Below are 17,199 nucleotides of genomic sequence, written 5' to 3'. Positions count from 1 at the left end.
CGTTGCTGTCTTTGCCGCCAGATGCCTTGCCGCATTCGTCCTCCGGATCAGCCCACCGGCCCGCTTGCCGCCGCGTCCGGCCCGCGTTGGTCACCTTGGCCGTCACCTTGGCCGTCACCCGGTCCGCCATCGCGCCGCGCCTTGCGCGCTTCGGCCTGGCCTCGCAGGTTCAGTGCCGCCAGCGCAAACTGCAGCACCACCAGCGCCCAGGCGCCGGAGTGCAGGCCCCATCCCACCCATAGCGCGTTGCTGAACAGGAACACCCAGAAGCCGATTTTGCGCTTGCGCGGCGACTGGCACCCCACCAGCCATGTCGCCAGCACCGTCACGGCCATCGCGGGCCACTGCAATGCATCGAGCCAGTCCACCCTCGCCTCCGCCTGTGTCTACGTCTACGGCCTTTTTGCGGCCTGATGCTCACAGGCTAGGCGCAGCGCAGCGCTTTCGTCACCGGCCCCGGTCCGCTTCGCCTGTCGGCGCATTCTCACAGGTGCACCAATTCTGGCGCTAACTACACCCGTTTTGGTTGTTTCGTCAATCAGCCGGAAGCCGATAGTGTGATCTAGCCATCTCTCCTACAATGATTCGATCACCTCCTGCCGACGCTGTCCTGCGGCCGGCGTCCCCAACCCCATTCGATACTCGTCATGCGCCCCGAAAACCAGCGACTTGCCGATCTCCTGCGTAACGAGCAGGACAATGTTTTGCGCGGCTGGGCCGCGGAATACCAAAGCGCCGCCGATGGCCGCGGACTGAGCCAGAATCTGGCCGGCGACCAGCAGGCGATCCTGCGCGGCTTCGAGCGCGGCCTGCAGGCGGATGGGGCGGCCACCGGCTTTGCCACGTCGCCGGCGTGGTCGGCGCTGCGCGACACGCTGGCGCAGTTGTCGTCGGCGCGCGCCGCGCAAGGCGAAACTGCGGACGTCACCAGCGCCTTCGTGCTGTCGCTGAAACGGCCGATCTTCGACGCGCTGCAACGCCAGGCCGCCACCGGCGGGCTGGACTCGCAGATCGACGCGATCTGGGCCACCTCGGCGCTGGTCGACCGCATGGCGCAATGGACCGTTTCCACCTACACCCGCACGCGCGAGGACATCATCACGCGCCAGCAGCATGAACTGCTGGAACTCTCGACGCCCGTGATCAAGCTCTGGGAAGGCGTGCTGGCGGTGCCCGTGATCGGCACGCTGGACAGCAGCCGCGCCCAGATGGTGCTGGAGACGCTGCTGGATCGTCTGGTCGAGACCAGCTCCGAACTGGCCATCATCGACATCACGGGCGTGCCCACCGTCGATACGCTGGTGGCGCAGCACCTGATGAAAACCGTCACGGCCATCCGCCTGATGGGCGCCGAATGCATCATCAGCGGCATCCGCCCGCAGATCGCACAAACCATCGTCCATCTGGGCATCGATCTGCAGGGCATCATCACCAAGGCAAGCCTGGCCGACGCGCTTGGCGCCGCCATGCGCATGACCGGCCACACCGTCGTGCGCAACGCCAGCTAACCGGGAGCACGAGGTAGCCATGGAACGGATTCCAATCTTGCGGATGGGCAAGTATTTGCTGGTGACGATCCAGATCGACATGCAGGACCAGACCGCGCTGCTGCTCCAGGAAGACCTGGCCACGATGGTGGAAAAAACCGGCGCGCATGGTCTGCTGATCGACGTATCGGCGCTGGAAATGGTGGACTCGTTTATCGGACGCACGCTGGTCGGCATTTCCGATATTTGCCGCATCCTCGGCGCGACGACCGTGGTGGTCGGCATCCGCCCGGCGGTGGCGATCACGCTGGTGGAGCTGGGGCTGTCGCTGGGCGGCGTGAAGACGGCACTTAACGTGGAGCGCGGCATGGCGATGCTCAACGCTGCGCAGGACGCCTGACGTGGCCGGCGAACTGGCCCCGACCGGCAGCGCCCCGGTCCGCGACGAACGCGACATCGTTCAGGCGCGCGCCGTGGTGCGCACACTGACGGCCCAGCTGAAGTTCTCGCTGGTGGAGCAAACTAAGATGATTACGGCGGCCAGCGAGTTGGCGCGCAATGCAATGGTGTACGGCGGCGGCGGGGAAATGCGCTGGGAGATCGTCCAGGACGGCATCCGCCGCGGGCTGCGCCTGCATTTCGAGGATCAGGGCCCGGGCATTCCCGATGTCGAACAGGCGCTGGTGGATGGCTGGAGCACCGGTGGTGGCCTGGGCATGGGCCTGTCGGGCAGCAAGCGGCTGGTGAACGAATTCGCGATCCGTACCAAAGTTGGCGAGGGAACCTGTGTCAGCATCACTCGGTGGAAGTAGCAACCACGGACCCCACATCGTCGTGCCGATGGGCGATGCGAGCCGCGTGGGCGAGGCGCGCCGGCTGGCCGCCGAGTTGTCCACGCGCCTCGGGTTCGACGGCACGGTGGCGGGCCGGCTGGCCGTGGCGGTCAACGAGCTGGGCAACAACCTCGTGCGTTATGCGCAGGGCGGTCGCCTGTTGCTGGCCGCGCGCGAGGTCTCGGGCAACCTGGCCGTCGAGCTGCTGTCGATCGACGACGGCCCCGGCATGGACGACCTGCAGGCCTGTCTGCGCGACGGCCATTCCACGGGCGGCAGCGCCGGCCAGGGGCTCGGTGCAGTGAGCCGGCTGGCCGACGATTTCGACATCCACACCAGCCCAGGCCAGGGCAGCCTGATCCTGGCGCGCTTCTACCGCGACCGCGTACCGGGCGGCGCCGCACGGCGTCCCGGCGGCGGCTTCGCGGTAGGCGCCGTCTGCCTGGCCGCGCCAGGCGAAAGCGTCAGCGGCGATGGCTGGGGCGTGGCCGTGCACGACGGGCGCGCCGACGTGGTGGTGGTGGACGGCCTCGGGCATGGCCCCGACGCCGCCCACGCCGCCACGGCCGCCCTCACCGCCTTCGATGCCACGCACGGCGGCGCGCCGGGTGCTTACGTGGAACGTGCGCACGGCGCACTGCGCGGCACGCGCGGCGCGGCGGTCGCGGCATACCGGATCGACGCGGGCGCCAACCGCATCCGCTTTGCCGGCGCCGGCAATATCCTGGGCCGCGTCATCTCCGGCATCGGCGACCGCACCATGATCAGCCAGAGCGGCACGGCCGGCATCCAGGTGCGCAGCGTGCAGGAGCAGGAGTTGGACTGGCCCGCGCATGCGCTGGTCGTCGTGCATTCCGACGGCATCCAGTCTCGCTGGCAGTTGGACGATCCCACCTTGCTGCAGCGCGACCCGGCCATCGTGGCGGCATTCGTGCTGTGGAAGTTCTGCCGCGGCCGCGACGACGCCACCGCCGTGGTGATCCGACGTGCAAAAGACTGATATGAACGCGCCCACCTTGCCCCCATCGCCCATGACTTCCGACGATATTGCCGCGCTGCAGGCCACGCTCGAAGCTCGCACGCAGGAAGTGCTCGCGTTGCGCGCCGAACTGGAAGAGACCAATCGCGGCGTGGTGGCGCTGTACTCGGAGCTCGACATGCAGGCCGAGCAGCTGCGCCAAGCGACCGAACTCAAGAGCCGCTTCCTGGCCTACATGAGCCACGAATTCCGCACGCCGATCGTGTCGATCCAGAGCATCACGCGGCTGCTGATCGACCGCGTCGACGGCCCGCTGACCGCCGAGCAGGAAAAGCAGGTCAAGTTCGTGCGCGACACGGCGGCCGAGTTTGCCGAGATGGTCAACGACCTGCTCGACCTGGCGCGGCTCGAAGCGGGGCGCGTAGACGTGTCGCCGGCCTGGTTCGACATGGTGGCGCTGTTCGACGCGCTGCGCGGCATGTTCAAGCCCGTGCTGACCAATCCCGAGGTCTCGCTGATCTTCGAGGAACCGCATGGCGTGTCGAAGCTGTTCAGCGACGACCGCAAGGTATCGCAGATCCTGCGCAACTACATCTCCAACGCGCTGAAATTCACGCCCAGCGGCGAAGTGCGCGTGTCGGCGGTGTGCGAGGCGCCGGACACCATCACGTTTTCCGTGCGCGACACCGGCATCGGCATTCCGGCCGCTTCCCACGGCGAGGTTTTCCAGGATTTCGTGCAGATTGATTCCCCGCTGCAGCGGCGCTACCGGGGCTCTGGCCTGGGCCTGGCGCTGTCCAAGCGGCTGGCCGAACTGCTCGGCGGGTACGTCGGCTTCGAAAGCGAGGTCGGGGTGGGTTCGCGTTTCTACGTGACGCTGCCTACCACGTACCCTGCCGCCACGCCTGTTTCCGGAGCCGATCATGCCGGATGATCCGCAGCGCGACTCTTCCGCACCGGCCGGCCGCGACGGCGCCTGGCTGGCCGCCCCACATAGCACAGGCGCAAGCGGCGCCGATGCCGCGCACCAGTTGGTGCTGGTGGTGGACGACAATCCGGTCACGCGCTACGCGACGGTGCGCGTGCTGGCCGCGGCGGGATTTCGCACCGCGGAGGCCGACAGCGGGCAGCAGGCGCTGCAACTGGCCGACACCAGCGTGTCGGCAGTGGTGCTCGATGTGAACCTGCCGGACATCGACGGCTTCCAGGTGTGCCGCATCCTGCGCGAGCGGCCCGACACCACCACGGTGCCCGTGGTGCACCTGTCGGCCACCTACGTCGCCGACTACGACAAGGTGCGCGGCCTGGACGCCGGCGCCAGCGCCTATCTGGTCCATCCGGTCGAACCGACGGTGCTGGTCGCCACGATTTCGTCGCTGCTGCGCGCCAGCGCCGCGGAACGTTCGATGCGCGAAAACGAGGCGCGCCTGCGCGCGATCTACGACCAGGCGATCGGCGGCATCTGCACGCTGGACCTGGACGGCCGGCTGGTCGACGTGAATCCAGCCATGCTGACCATGCTCAAGCGCCCCGCGTCCGAACTGGTGGGCCAGCCGGTGTCCGCGTTCGCGCCGCCGTCCTGGCGCGAACGCGTGGCCGACGCCACCGGACACTCGCGCCAGGACGGCTGGCAAGGCACCTTTCCGCTGGAAGACGCCCACGGCGAGACCATGCACCTGGAGTGGAGCATTTCGCCCGCGCTGGAAACCGGCATCAAGGTGGCCGTGGTGTCCAACATTACCGACCACGTCAACCTCGAACGCCAGCGCGAACAGTTGATCGAACGCGAGCAGGCCGCGCGCGCCGCGGTGGAACGGCTCAATCGCATGAAGGACGATTTCATCGCGATCCTGTCGCACGAGCTGCGCAATCCGCTCAATGTGATATCGGTCTGGACCCATGTGCTGACGCGCCATGTCAACTCCGATGAGGGCCGGCGCGGACTGGCCGCCGTGGAGCGCAATATCGCGATCCAGCGGCGGCTGGTGGCCGATCTGGTCGACGTGTCGATGCTCAACGTCGGCAAGATGAAGCTCGAGCGCGAGCGCGTGGATCCGGCCGACGTGGTACGCGGCGCGATGGAGAGCATGCAGGCGCAGGCCGAGGAGCGCCAGGTGACGCTGGCGATCGAGCTGGCGCCCACGCTCACGCACACCGCGTGGCTGGACGCCGCACGCTTCCAGCAGATTCTGTGGAACCTGATCTCGAATGCGATCAAGTTTTCGCCCGAAGGCGGCACGGTGCGCATCCAGGTGTCCTCCGATACCGAATCGCTGCATGTGCGCGTGATCGACAACGGGCGCGGCATCCCGGCCGAATTCCTGCCGCTGCTGTTCGACCGCTTCACGCAGAGCGAAGACGCCAATCGCCGCAAGCACGGCGGACTGGGACTCGGGCTGGCCATCGTCAAGCATCTGTCCGAAATGCATGGCGGCACGGTGCGCGCCTTCAGCGCTGGACTGGACCAGGGCTCCACGTTCGACGTGACCATCCCGCTGATGGGCCGCGCCGAGCCCAATCCCGCCGACACGCTGGCCGACACGCCCCCGCTGCAGCAACCGGCGCCGCTCAGTGCACTGGACGTGCTGGTGGTGGAAGACGACGCCGATGCCGCTGCTGCGCTGTCCGCGATCCTGGCCGACTATGGTGCCCGCGTGCGTACCGCGCGCGACTGCGAGGAGGCGCTCGACCACGTCTCGCGCAGCCGGCCGGACCTGATGATCAGCGATATCGGCCTGCCCGGCCGCGATGGCAACGACCTGATCCGCGATGTACGGGTGCACGAGGCGCTGCAAGCGCTGCCGCGCATGCCGGCCGTGGCGCTCACCGCGTTTACGCGCCAGCAGGACCGGCGCGCCGCAATCGAATCGGGCTTCGACGCCGTGTGCGGCAAGCCGCTGCGCCTGCAGGAACTGATGGACGCCATCGAGGCCGCGCTGGCGTTGGGCCGGTAGCGCGGTAGCGCGCGGCAGCCGGGAGTCCACGGCAGGCGCGCAGAAGCCCGGCCCGCACGTCGGCCATTCAAAACGAAAACGCGATGCGCGAAGCGCGTCAGACCACGCCTGCCTCGCGCAGGCCCGCGAGATCGGCCTGCGTCAATCCCAACGCGCAATAGACTTCCGCATTGTGTTCCCCCACCGACGGACCGCTGCGTGCCGGCACGGCCGTGTAGCCCGAAAAGCGCGGCACCACGCACGGCGCCGGGATCGAACCGAGATCGGGATCGGGCAGGCGCACGATGGCTTGGCGCGCCTGGAAATGCGGATCGTCGACGATATCGGCGATCGAAAAAATCTTGCTGAACGGGATCTGATGCGCTTCCAGCGCCTGCGCCACGTGCGCATGCGGGTGGGCCGCAAACCACTGGGCGAGCACGGCGTCGAGTGCCTGCAGATGGCGCACGCGCGCGGGGTTGCTGGCAAAACGCGCATCGTCGGCCAACTCCGGCTGGCCGATCGCATCGCACAGGCGCCGGAAGATCGCGCCGGACGACGCCACAAGCGAAATCCATTGCCCGTCGGACGTTGCGTACATGTTCGATGGCGCGGTGTAGGTGGCGCGGTTGCCGGCGCGCTGACGGATCTGTCCCAACTGCTCGTATTCCACGGCCAGCGGCTCCAGCACGCGGAACAGCGCCTCGGTGGCCGACAAGTCGATATCTTGCCCCGGCATGTCGGCGTTGCCCGGCCGGCGGCGTTCGGCCATCGCGCAGGCGATCGCGAACGCGCCGAACAGGCCCGCCACCATATCGCCGATCGGATAGTTCATGTGCAACGGCGGGCCGTCGGCATCGCCGGTCAGGTTCGTAAAGCCGCTCATGGCCTCGAAGATGCGCGCAAATCCGGCGCGCTGCGCATAGGGCCCGGTCTGCCCGAAACCGGTCAGCCGCAGCACCGTCAGGCGCGGATTGGCGCGTTGCAGCGTGGCGAGGTCCAGGCCCCAGCGGTCCAGCGTGCCGGTGCGGAAGTTCTCGATCAGCACATCGAAATCGGGCAGCAGCCGCAGGAACAGTTCGCGCCCGGCCGGTTTGCGCACGTCGAGCGTGATACCGCGCTTGCCGCGGTTGGTGACCTTCCAGTACAGCGCCAGGTCGTCCTTGACCGGGGACAGGCCGCGCAGCGGATCGCTGCCGTCGGGCAGTTCCAGCTTGACCACATCGGCGCCCATGTCGGCACACAGCGTGCCGGAAAACGGTGCGGCGATGACGGTGGCCATGTCGAGAATGCGCACGCCAGCCAGCGGGCCTTGGGTATTGCCTTGCATATCGTCGCGGTCCTGTCGATTAGTCCAGCGTGGTGCCGGTAGATTTGACCAGCGCGCCCCACCACGCGCCATCGGCCTTGATCTGCTGCGCGAACTGTTCCGGCGTATTGCCGACCGGCTCGGCGCCCTGCTCGATCAGCCGCTTGCGGATATCGGGCCGCGCCAGCACCTTGACGACCGCGTGGTTGAGCTTGTCGATGATCGGGCGCGGCGTGTTGGCCGGCGCCATCATGCCCTTCCACGCCGTCACCGTATAACCCTTGAGCCCGGCTTCCTCGGCCGTTGGCACGTCCGGTGCGCCCGAGGCGCGCTTGTCGCTGGTCACGGCCAGCGCGCGCAGCTTGCCGGACTGCACGTGCGGCCACAACGCCGGCATGTTGTCGATCATCAGTGTGATATGTCCGGCGATCAGGTCCGCCACGGCCGGGCCGCTGCCCTTGTATGGCACGTGCTGCATGCGAATGCCGGCGGTCTGGTTCAGCAACGCGCCGGCCAGTTGCGCCGGGCTGCCGTTGCCGGGCGATCCGAACGTGACGTCGTTCGGGTGCGCCTTGGCATAGGCGATGAACTCCTTCACGTTCTTCACCGGCAGCGACGCATTGACCGCCATCAGGTTGTGATCGCGCGCGATCATCGTCACGGGAGCCAGATCGCGCGCCGGGTCGTAGCTCATCTTCGCGTAGAGGCTCGGATTGATCACGATCTGGCCTGCCGCGGCCATCAGCAGCGTGTAGCCATCCGGCGCCGCCTTGGCGACGATATCGCCGCCGATATTGCCGCCCGCGCCGGGACGGTTGTCGACGATTACGGTTTGCCCCAGCTCTTCGCGCAGCGGCTCGGCGATCAGCCGCGCCACGATGTCGGTGGATCCGCCCGGTGCGAACGGCACCACCAGCCGGATGACTTTGCTCGGATATGCGGCATCGGCGGCGTGCGCGGGCAGCGCCGCCACGCCGCCCAGCAGCGCGGCGGCTGCCAGCAGGGGCTTGAACATGGGTGTCTCCTCGTTGTCTGGGTGCCGCGGCGCGTCAGCGGCCGCCCGCCTGCGCAAAGGTGCGCTTGGCGATGTTGAGTTGATGGATCTGGCTGGTGCCTTCGTACAGGCGGAACAGGCGGACGTCGCGATAGAAGCGCTCGATGCCGTAGTCGGCGATGTAGCCGTAGCCGCCAAACAGCTGCACGCAGCGGTCCGCCACGCGGCCGCACATCTCGGAAGCGAAGTACTTGCAGATCGACGCTTCCATCGTCACGTCCTGCCCCTGGTCCCGCTTGCGCGCGGTTTCCATGATCAACGCGCGTGCGGCGTGGATATCGGTCTGGCAGTCGGCGATCATCGCCTGCACGAGCTGGAAATCGGCCAGCGGCTGGCCAAACTGCTTGCGCTGCGTGACGAAGCGCACGGCGTCGTCGAGCATACGGATCGCCGGTCCCGTGCACAGCGCAGCCAGATGGATGCGCTGCTTGTTAAGCACCTTCATCGCGGTGCGAAAGCCCTGCCCTTCCTCGCCGCCGATCAGGTTGGCGGCCGGCACGCGGCAATTGTCGAAATGCACCTCGGACACCGGCGACCCGGCCTGGCCCATCTTCTGATACGGCTGCCCGGTGGTGAGCCCGGGCGTGTCGCGCGGCACGATAAACGCCGAGATGCCGCCCGCGCCGGCGCGCGCCGGATCGGTACGCGCCATCACGGTAAACAGCCCGGCGATCGGCGCGTTGGTGATGAAGCACTTGGTGCCGTTGAGCACATAGTGATCGCCGTCGCGCCGGGCCGATGTGACTAACGCGGTGGCATCGGACCCGGCATCGGGCTCGGTCAGCGCAAACGCGCCGGTGACGGCGCCGCTGGCCAGCAACGGCAGCCAGGTGCGCTTCTGCTCGGCCGTGCCGTCCGCCACCAGGGCCTCCGATCCGATCCCGGTATTGGTGCCCACGCGGGCGCGGAACGCGACCGAGCATTGCGACAGCTCGATGGCCGCCAGCACCAGTTCCTCGGTGGTCATGCCGGCGCCGCCGTACGCTTCGGGAATCGAATAGCCGAACATGCCCTGCGCCGCCATCGCGTCGACGAGATCCTGCGGCACCTCGTCGCGTTGCGCCACTTCCGCTTCACGCGGAACCAGCTGTTCGCGCACGAAGCTGCGCAGCGTGTGCAGGAATGCCTGGAAGGATTCTGCGTCTCGGATCATCTTGTCTCGCTCCTGAGGGGTGGATGTTGTCGTCGTTGCCGGATCGCGCCGGCCGCGCGCCAGCGGTTCAATGCGTTTTTTTGATGGGCCCGAGCGTACGCCTGGCTTCGAAATACCGGCACGCTTGTTTCGCTATCTTGAACATCGGCCGGGATAAAAGGCGGCCGCTTCGGTAAGATCGTCGCCAATGACCACGTTGCCGTCTCATTCGCCTGATGCGCCTGATGGGCCGCGCAAGCCGCGCCCGCGCCACCCCGACCCCGCCTTCGCCACGACGCTGGCCCACGGGCTGGCGCTGCTGCAGTGCTTTGGCGTGGGCGACGCCGCGCTGAGCAACAAGGAATTGGCCGAACGCACGCAGCTGTCGAAGGCCACCATCAGCCGGCTGACGTACACGCTGGCGGCGCGCGGGCTGCTGCTGTATGACACGCGCCTGCGCCGTTACCGGCTGGGATCGACCGCGCTGTCGCTGGGCTATCCGCTGCTGGCCAGCCTGCGCATTCGCCAGGTGGCCCGGCCGTTGATGAAGGCGCTGGCCGACCGCGTCGGGGGATCGGTCTCGCTGGGGCTGCGCGACCGGCTGCGCATGGTCTATGTGGAAACCAGCCGCGGGCACGATGCGATCGCGTTCCGGCCCGATATCGGCGCATCGCTACCGATGCTGTCGTCCGCAATGGGCCGCGCCTGGCTGGCGCAGGCGCCGGCGGACGTGCGTGCCGCCGTGGTCGACGCCTTGCGCGAGGCCGATCCCGGCGACTGGCAGCGCCATGCCGAGGCCATCGCCAGCGCCGTGAACGATCTTGCCGCGCTTGGCTTCACGCGGTCGGCCGGCGACTGGCTGCGCGACGTGCATGCCGTGGCCGTGCCGATGCGCCGGGCGATCGACGGCGAAATCCTGGTGTTCAATTGCGGCGTGCCGATTGCGCGCATGTCGCCGCGCAAGCTCGAACGCGAAATGGGCCCACGGCTGATCGCGCTGGTGGAAGACGTCGAGGCGCTGCTGACATGACGCGCCGTACCGTTCCGGGCGGACCGGCCGATCCCGTCGATCCCGCTGGTCCCGCCGACGCAGCGATTGGGGCCGGATCGGGATGGTCGGGCGCCTCCGGCGTCACGGCGGGTGCGATCGACGCAGGCAACCGGAACGCACCGGCCGACGCGCCTCCGAAGGATCGCCAGTTCGCCACGACGCTGGCCAGCGGCATCGACATCCTGCTGGCATACCGGCCCGGCGACGCGCTGCTGGGCAACAAGGACTTCGTACAACGCACCGGGCTGTCGAAGTCGACCGTGGCGCGGCTGACCCATACGCTGTGCGTGCTGGGCTATCTCCGTCACGAGGCGGCGCTGGGCAAATACCGGCTCGGCGCGCCGGTGCTGGCGCCCGGCTATCCGCTGCTGGCCAGCATGCAGATCCGGCAGGCGGCGCGCCCGCTGATGAAGGCGCTGGCCGACGAAGTGGGCGGCGCCGTGTCGCTGGGCATCCGCGACCGCACGCAGATGATCTACGTGGAAACCGCGCGATCGACCGACAACCTCGTGGTCCCGCCCGATATCGGCGCCGCGCTGCCGATGCTGACCACCGCCATCGGCAAGGCATGGCTGTGCCGCGTGCCGGCCGCCCTGCGCGACCCGGTGCTCAACCGGCTGCGTCTGCAGGATGGCGACGCGTTTCGCCGCGCCGCGCCCGGTCTGGCGCAGGCGCGCGAAGATCTGGAAACGGTCGGCTTCTGCTCGAATCGCGCCGAATGGCGACACGACGTATTTGCGTTTGCCGTGCCGCTCTGCAAGCCGGTGGACTCGCAGTGGTTCGTCATCAACACCGGCGTCCGCGCGCGATCGGGAGCGTTCGAGGCGTTGCGCCGGACCGTTGGCCCACGTCTGGTCGCGGTCGCGCATAACCTGGAGTCGCTTCTCGGGCTGCGATAGCGCGCGTGGCGGAACGACACCGCGCCCAGATGGCCCACCGGATCCGGCCATCGGATCGCCCACGGGTTCGCCCACCACATCGCGACAGATCGACCCGGATCAGCGATTTTCCTCGGCAAAAGCTCGCTTGACTCGCCGCCTGCAACGGTTCGGGCCTGGTCCTGTTCAACGGAAAAGCGACACAAGAGCCATGCCGCCGTGAGGCTTTCCTTGACGCATCAATTGTCCGATGGGCATAATGCGCACTGATTACGTAATGCGAGTCGTTCGCATTCGTGTTTACATTTACATCTACGAGCCACCGTACCATGATGTCCACTTCGTCGTCGGCCCTGCGCCGACCGCAAGCGCCTTCGCGCATCCGTCCCCTCGCCGCATTTGCCCGCCTCGCCGTCGTCGCCGGATTTCCGCTGTGCGCCACCGCGTACGCCCAGACGGCCACCGAGGCGGCGTTGCCCGCCGTGACCGTCAGCGCGAAGCAGGATATCGAGATCGGCCAGCCGCTCGACAAGAAAACGTCGGGCGGTGCGCTTGGCAGCAAATCGCAACTGGACACGCCATTCTCGACCGCCGTGTTCACCAGCGACGACCTCGCCGACCGCCAGGTGGCCAAGCTGGGTGACGTGTTCTTTACCGATGCGTCGGTCTCGGACAACAGCAACGCGACCAATGCCTGGGCGGCCTACACCACGGTGCGCGGCCTGCAGTTGGACTGGCGCAATGCGTTCAAGATGAACGGCATGCCGTTCATCAGCTACGGCCTGACGCTGCCATACGAGCAACTCGAACAGGTGGAGCTGCTCAAGGGCGCATCGGGCTTTATGTACGGCTTTGGCAATCCCGGCGGCACGATCAACTACGTGACCCGGAAGCCGACCGACACATTTACCGCCAGCGCGGAACTAGGCTTCCGCTCGTCGCACGTCTGGTCCGAGCATGTGGACGTGGGCGGCCGCGCCGGCCCGGACAACATGTTCGGCTATCGGCTGAACCTGACGCACGAGGAAGGCAAGCCGTCCAACGCGGTGGGGCTGAATCGGAATTCTGTGTCGCTCGGCCTCGATGCGCGCATCACGCGCGATCTGACCTGGACGTTCGACGGCATTTATCAGGACCGCAACAGCTGGGGCGGCACGCCATCGTTCTATGTCGGTGGCATTGCGCCCAACGGCCAGCTGCCCAGCGTGATCAGTGGCCGCGGCGGCCGGTACGGCGGATCGGACACCCATTTCTATTCGAACCTGCAGGTGTATCAGACCGGACTGCGCTACAAGCTCAACGACGACTGGACGGTCAGCACGCTCTACAGCTTCAGCAAGCAATCGCGCAGCCGCAATGAATCGACGCTGTTCCTGTCGAATGCGGCCGGCGACTACACCGATCTGCGCTACGACGGCGCCGAAAGCCAGCAGTTCAGCAACTGGACGACGATGGTCGAAGGCAAGTTCCGCACCGGTCCGTTCAAGCATGAACTGGTGGCGGGCCTGAGCTGGCAGGAACAGATCGATCGCTACAGCAGCAACTTTGTCAACACGCCGCTGGCCAGCGGCAATCTGTTTGCGCCGTACACCGGCGTCTATTACAGCGCTACCGCATTCAACAAGTACCGCGCCAGCGACACCACGCAGAAGGCCGCTTTCGTCAGCGACACGATCCAGTTGACCGAGCGCTGGTCCGTACTGGCGGGCCTGCGCGTGACGAACTACGAGCAGAACGGCTATGGCGTGCCGGGCAGCACCGGCGGCGACACGCAATACACCAAGAACGGCCTGTTGACGCCGACGGCGGCCATCATGTTCAAGCCGCTGCCGAGCACCACCCTGTACGCGAGCTATGTGGAATCGTTCGATGGCGGCGGCGTGGTATCGACGTTCTATGCCAACTCGGGCGCCGCGCTGACGCCGGCCAAGAGCCGCCAGTACGAACTGGGCGCAAAGACCGAGCAAGGCAACTGGAACGGAACGGCTGCATTGTTCCGCATCGAACGTCGCGCGGAGTATGTCAACTCGCAGAACGTGTTCGTCCAGGATGGCCAGTCGATCTACCAGGGCGCCGAACTGGCTGGCGCCGCGCGCATCGGGTCGCAATGGGAAGTGGGCGGCAGCGCGATGTACCTCGACAGCTACTACAGCGAAGGCGAATTCAACGTCGGCAATCGCGTCGCCGGCGCACCCAACTTCATCCTGACAGGCCGTGTTGCGTACCGCGTGCCTTTTGTGCCGGGCCTCAAACTCGGCATCGACGGCAAGTACACGGGCACTACCAAGGTGCGCCCCGAGGGCGACCTGACGCTGGGCGGATACACGGTGTTCAACCTCGGCGCCACGTACAACACGCGCGTTGCCGGCAAGTACCTGACGCTGCGCGCGGCCGTGACCAACCTGACCAACAAGCGCTACTGGGGCTTCCAGTACGCCAACTACATCCAGCCCGCCGATCCCCGCGCCATCAGCCTGAGCGCAAAGATCTCGTACTGAAGCACCGGATTTTCGGGACGTCGGATCGCTGGATCGCCATGCGACGGTCTGACGATCCGACGGGTTGATGCCCTGACGCCCCGATGCGTCGATCCGTTGCCCCCGTCTGCCGTCTGCCCGAGGATGCCCCCAACCGAGCGATCGGCGGGGCAATTTCGTTTTGTGGCCCCACCTGTCCGGCGCGGCCGCGGGCCGTATACAATCGCGTTTTTTCTTTCCCTGCCCGAGCCGCCCCATGACCACTCTTGGAACTCCCCTCTCCCCGTCCGCCACCAAAGTCATGCTGCTGGGCTCCGGCGAGCTAGGCAAGGAAGTGCTGATCGCACTGCAGCGGCTGGGCGTGGAAACCATCGCCGTCGACCGCTATGAAAACGCGCCCGGCCAGCAGGTGGCGCATCACGCGCGCACGATCACCATGAGTGACGGCGAGCAGTTGAAGGCGCTGATCGAAGCCGAACGGCCCGATCTGGTTGTGCCGGAAATCGAAGCGATCGCGACGCCGATGCTCGAAGCGCTGGAAGCCGCCGGCGTGGTCCGCGTGATTCCCACGGCGCGCGCCGCGCGCCTGACGATGGATCGCGAAGGCATTCGCCGCCTTGCCGCCGAGACCCTGAACCTGCCGACCAGCCCCTACAAGTTCTGCGATTCGCTGGAAGAACTGCAGGCCGCGATCGACGGCGGCATCGGGTATCCGTGCGTGGTCAAACCCGTGATGAGCAGCTCGGGCAAGGGCCAGAGCAAGATCGACGGCCCGGCCGACGTCAAGGCGGCATGGGACTACGCTATGGCGGGTGGCCGTGTCAGCCACGGCCGCATCATTGTCGAAGGCTTTATCGACTTCGACTACGAGATCACGTTGCTGACCGTGCGCGCGCCGGGCGCCAATGGCGAGGTGGAAACACATTTCTGCGAGCCGATCGGTCACGTCCAGGTAGCGGGCGACTACGTCGAAAGCTGGCAGCCCCACCCTATGCATCCCAAGGCCCTACAGACCGCCCAGCATATCGCGCGCGCCGTGACTGCCGATCTGGGTGGCCAGGGCCTGTTCGGCGTGGAGCTGTTCGTCAAGGGTGAACAGGTCTGGTTCAGCGAAGTCAGCCCGCGTCCGCACGACACCGGCATGGTCACCATGATCACCCAGTCGCAGAACGAATTCGAACTGCATGCGCGCGCAATCCTGGGCCTGCCGGTCAGCACTGCCCTGCGCGCACCGGGCGCCAGCGCCGTGATCTACGGCGGCGTGGACGCCGAAGGCATCGTCTTCGACGGGGTGGACGACGCACTGCGCGTTCCCCAGACGGAACTGCGACTGTTCGGCAAGCCCGAATCGTTCACCAAGCGCCGCATGGGCGTGGCGCTGGCTTACGCCGACGACGTCGAGACCGCACGCGCACGCGCCAAGGAAGCCGCTGGCAAGGTCAAGCCGCGCAAGGCCTAGCCGTAGCACCGCAGACCATCGCAGGGCCAGCCGCGGTATTGCAGTCCGCGGTGTCGCAGCAGTCCGGCGTGCCGCAATTAGTCGTGTCGCCGTCCGCTGACACCGCCAACCATCACGCTACCCGGTCCGCGCGGTCCGTATGCGCGCCGACCGGGTCGCGCGCGCCCGGATCGGCGGCCGCAGCAGCCAGCGCCGCATGAGCGCCCTGCGGCGAATGATCGCGCAAGCCGCTCAGATCGGCGCCGGACGGCGCCTGATAGAGCCGCAATCCCAGCTCGGGCAGGATCGACAGCAGGTGATCGAAGATATCGCCCTGAATGCGCTCGTAATCCATCCAGCCCGTGCGTGTGCTGAAACAGTAGACCTCGATCGGAATGCCCTGCGAGTCGGGCTCCATCATGCGCAGATTGAGCAGCAGGTCCTGGTGGATATCGGGATGGGCGCGCAGGAACGCGATGCCATAGGCGCGGAACGTGCCGACATTGGTTAATCGGCGGCGATTGACGGGGTCGGTGTTTTCGCCCAGCAGCGCCCGATTGGTCTGTTCCACTTCCTGCTGCTTGACCTCGAGATAGTCGTGCAGCAGCCGAAAGCGCATCAGCGCCTTGACCTCGGCGTCGTCCAGGAACCGCACCGTCGTGGCGTCGATACGCAGCGTGCGCTTGATACGGCGCGCGCCGGACTCGAACATGTGACGGTAGTTGCGATAGCTCTCCGAGAACAGCTTGTAGGTGGGCACCGTGGTGACGGTATTGTCCCAGTTCTTGACCTTGACCGTGTGCAGCGCAATGTCCATCACAAAGCCATCGGCGTTGGATTGCGGCATCTCGATCCAGTCGCCGATACGCAGCATATCGTTCGACGTCAGTTGCGTGCTGGCCACCAACGACAGCAGCGTGTCCTTGAAGACCAGCAGCAGCACCGCCGACAGCGCACCGATACCGGACAGCATCCACAGCGGCGAACGGTCGATCAGGATCGACAGCACCAGCACGGCGCAGACCAGCCACAGCGCAAGCTGGGCGATCTGCACATAACCCTTGATCGAGCGCGTCTGCGCGCGGCGGCTGTTGGCAAAGACGCTCTGCCAGGCACCGAGCACGCCGGAAAGCATCAGGAACACGCTGATCCAGGTGCCCGCGTGCGCCAGCCGCTCGATCAGGATCGAAAACTTGCCGAGGTTGGGCACCTGGCTTACGCCGACCGTGATCACGGCCAGGAACACCGCGTAGCCCAGCCGGCGGTAGGTGCGGTGGCGCAGCAGCGCGGTGGCCCAGTCGGCATTGCCGGACAGGCTCAGCACGCGGTAGACCAGGCGTCCCACGACGCGCGCGACCAGCCACTGCGCGATGCCCGCGATCAGCACCAGCGCCAGCACATACAGCGATACCTGGGCCCACGGATGGGCCGGAATGCGTTGCTCGAAAAGCTCAAGCAGAGCGTCGAAATTCATGGGGGATGATGCATGGATTCAGCCAGACAAGCCGCAAGTCTACCCGCCGCGCGCCTTGCTGCCATCATTTGCGGCGGCGGATTCTGGCATTTCCCCGATTTTTCAGAATCGTCTCAGGCGATCGGCATGGCCGCCCGCGGCGCGCGGCGCGCGC

General features: G+C 66.8%; 15 protein-coding genes. 10 read left to right on the top strand and 5 right to left on the bottom strand.

The window, feature by feature from the left end:
- Window positions 1–47 precede the first annotated feature (47 nt).
- Complete coding sequence (locus F7R19_RS00870; RefSeq protein ID WP_211922704.1) at window positions 48–368, bottom strand: hypothetical protein; 321 nt, start codon at window positions 366–368, stop codon at window positions 48–50.
- A gap of 279 nt (window positions 369–647) precedes the next feature.
- On the opposite strand from F7R19_RS00870, the gene F7R19_RS00865 reads away from it, so the two are divergent.
- From F7R19_RS00865 to F7R19_RS00840, 6 genes are read left to right on the top strand one after another with little or no spacing between them, the layout of a single operon-like run.
- The gene (locus tag F7R19_RS00865; protein ID WP_150979051.1) at window positions 648–1,508 is read left to right on the top strand and encodes an STAS domain-containing protein; all 861 of its coding nucleotides are present in this window, start codon (window positions 648–650) and stop codon (window positions 1,506–1,508) included.
- Between the two features lie 19 nt (window positions 1,509–1,527).
- Window positions 1,528–1,887: an STAS domain-containing protein gene (locus F7R19_RS00860; RefSeq protein ID WP_061954996.1), complete on the top strand. Its 360-nt coding sequence runs from the start codon at window positions 1,528–1,530 to the stop codon at window positions 1,885–1,887.
- Window position 1,888: 1 nt separating this feature from the next.
- Window positions 1,889–2,299 carry an anti-sigma regulatory factor gene (locus F7R19_RS00855; protein ID WP_223505721.1) on the top strand — a complete coding sequence of 137 codons (411 nt, stop codon included), beginning with the start codon at window positions 1,889–1,891 and terminating at the stop codon, window positions 2,297–2,299.
- Entirely contained in the window at window positions 2,274–3,320 is a 1,047-nt protein-coding gene (locus F7R19_RS00850; protein ID WP_223505719.1) for an ATP-binding SpoIIE family protein phosphatase, read from the top strand. The genes F7R19_RS00855 and F7R19_RS00850 overlap by 26 nt, the downstream gene beginning before the upstream one ends.
- A 31-nt stretch (window positions 3,321–3,351) precedes the next feature.
- On the top strand, window positions 3,352–4,233 hold the full coding sequence (locus F7R19_RS00845; protein ID WP_150979050.1) for an ATP-binding protein: 882 nt from the start codon (window positions 3,352–3,354) through the stop codon (window positions 4,231–4,233).
- Window positions 4,223–6,253 (top strand): hybrid sensor histidine kinase/response regulator, encoded by a 2,031-nt coding sequence (locus F7R19_RS00840; protein ID WP_150979049.1) that lies wholly within the window; start codon window positions 4,223–4,225, stop codon window positions 6,251–6,253. The genes F7R19_RS00845 and F7R19_RS00840 overlap by 11 nt, the downstream gene beginning before the upstream one ends.
- A gap of 97 nt (window positions 6,254–6,350) precedes the next feature.
- On the opposite strand, the gene F7R19_RS00835 is transcribed toward F7R19_RS00840, so the two are convergent.
- Genes F7R19_RS00835 through F7R19_RS00825 form a run of 3 tightly spaced genes read right to left on the bottom strand, consistent with a single transcriptional unit; the run spans window position 6,351 to window position 9,748 of the window.
- Entirely contained in the window at window positions 6,351–7,562 is a 1,212-nt protein-coding gene (locus F7R19_RS00835; RefSeq protein WP_150979048.1) for a CaiB/BaiF CoA transferase family protein, read from the bottom strand.
- Window positions 7,563–7,581: 19 nt separating this feature from the next.
- A complete protein-coding gene (locus F7R19_RS00830; RefSeq protein WP_150979047.1) occupies window positions 7,582–8,556 on the bottom strand; it encodes a Bug family tripartite tricarboxylate transporter substrate binding protein in 975 nt (324 codons plus the stop codon).
- Between the two features lie 34 nt (window positions 8,557–8,590).
- Entirely contained in the window at window positions 8,591–9,748 is a 1,158-nt protein-coding gene (locus F7R19_RS00825) for an acyl-CoA dehydrogenase family protein (protein WP_150979046.1), read from the bottom strand.
- 187 nt (window positions 9,749–9,935) lie between these two features.
- Between F7R19_RS00825 and F7R19_RS00820 the strand changes: the two genes are divergently transcribed.
- The 4 genes from F7R19_RS00820 to purT all read left to right on the top strand — a co-directional run bounded on the left by F7R19_RS00820 (window position 9,936) and on the right by purT (window position 15,592).
- Window positions 9,936–10,757, top strand: coding sequence for an IclR family transcriptional regulator (locus F7R19_RS00820; protein ID WP_150979045.1), 822 nt, complete (start codon window positions 9,936–9,938; stop codon window positions 10,755–10,757).
- Window positions 10,754–11,677, top strand: a complete 924-nt coding sequence (locus tag F7R19_RS00815) for an IclR family transcriptional regulator (protein WP_150979044.1) — start codon at window positions 10,754–10,756, stop codon at window positions 11,675–11,677. Before F7R19_RS00820 ends, F7R19_RS00815 begins: the two co-directional genes overlap by 4 nt.
- Before the next feature lie 311 nt (window positions 11,678–11,988).
- Window positions 11,989–14,154 carry a TonB-dependent siderophore receptor gene (locus F7R19_RS00810; protein WP_407648869.1) on the top strand — a complete coding sequence of 722 codons (2,166 nt, stop codon included), beginning with the start codon at window positions 11,989–11,991 and terminating at the stop codon, window positions 14,152–14,154.
- A gap of 235 nt (window positions 14,155–14,389) precedes the next feature.
- Window positions 14,390–15,592, top strand: coding sequence for a formate-dependent phosphoribosylglycinamide formyltransferase (gene purT, locus F7R19_RS00805; protein ID WP_150979042.1), 1,203 nt, complete (start codon window positions 14,390–14,392; stop codon window positions 15,590–15,592).
- 112 nt (window positions 15,593–15,704) lie between these two features.
- Here purT and F7R19_RS00800 read toward each other — a convergent pair whose 3' ends face one another.
- On the bottom strand, window positions 15,705–17,045 hold the full coding sequence (locus F7R19_RS00800; protein WP_150979041.1) for a mechanosensitive ion channel family protein: 1,341 nt from the start codon (window positions 17,043–17,045) through the stop codon (window positions 15,705–15,707).
- Window positions 17,046–17,199: the final 154 nt, after the last annotated feature.

This window comes from Cupriavidus pauculus, assembly GCF_008801835.1.
GTDB lineage: Bacteria > Pseudomonadota > Gammaproteobacteria > Burkholderiales > Burkholderiaceae > Cupriavidus > Cupriavidus pauculus.
Note: the sequence above shows the minus strand (reverse complement) of the source record. Positions and strands in the feature narration are given on the sequence as shown.

What these genes read in the sequence shown, in the direction of transcription:
- F7R19_RS00825 (WP_150979046.1), bottom strand. Translation starts at nt 9,748, where the DNA reads ATGATCCGAGACGCAGAATCCTTCCAGGCATTCCTGCACACGCTGCGC.
- F7R19_RS00835 (WP_150979048.1), bottom strand. Translation starts at nt 7,562, where the DNA reads ATGCAAGGCAATACCCAAGGCCCGCTGGCTGGCGTGCGCATTCTCGAC.
- F7R19_RS00815 (WP_150979044.1), top strand. Translation starts at nt 10,754, where the DNA reads ATGACGCGCCGTACCGTTCCGGGCGGACCGGCCGATCCCGTCGATCCC.
- F7R19_RS00865 (WP_150979051.1), top strand. Translation starts at nt 648, where the DNA reads ATGCGCCCCGAAAACCAGCGACTTGCCGATCTCCTGCGTAACGAGCAG.
- F7R19_RS00800 (WP_150979041.1), bottom strand. Translation starts at nt 17,045, where the DNA reads ATGAATTTCGACGCTCTGCTTGAGCTTTTCGAGCAACGCATTCCGGCC.
- F7R19_RS00845 (WP_150979050.1), top strand. Translation starts at nt 3,352, where the DNA reads ATGACTTCCGACGATATTGCCGCGCTGCAGGCCACGCTCGAAGCTCGC.
- F7R19_RS00810 (WP_407648869.1), top strand. Translation starts at nt 11,989, where the DNA reads ATGTCCACTTCGTCGTCGGCCCTGCGCCGACCGCAAGCGCCTTCGCGC.
- F7R19_RS00830 (WP_150979047.1), bottom strand. Translation starts at nt 8,556, where the DNA reads ATGTTCAAGCCCCTGCTGGCAGCCGCCGCGCTGCTGGGCGGCGTGGCG.
- F7R19_RS00840 (WP_150979049.1), top strand. Translation starts at nt 4,223, where the DNA reads ATGCCGGATGATCCGCAGCGCGACTCTTCCGCACCGGCCGGCCGCGAC.
- F7R19_RS00820 (WP_150979045.1), top strand. Translation starts at nt 9,936, where the DNA reads ATGACCACGTTGCCGTCTCATTCGCCTGATGCGCCTGATGGGCCGCGC.
- F7R19_RS00860 (WP_061954996.1), top strand. Translation starts at nt 1,528, where the DNA reads ATGGAACGGATTCCAATCTTGCGGATGGGCAAGTATTTGCTGGTGACG.
- purT (WP_150979042.1), top strand. Translation starts at nt 14,390, where the DNA reads ATGACCACTCTTGGAACTCCCCTCTCCCCGTCCGCCACCAAAGTCATG.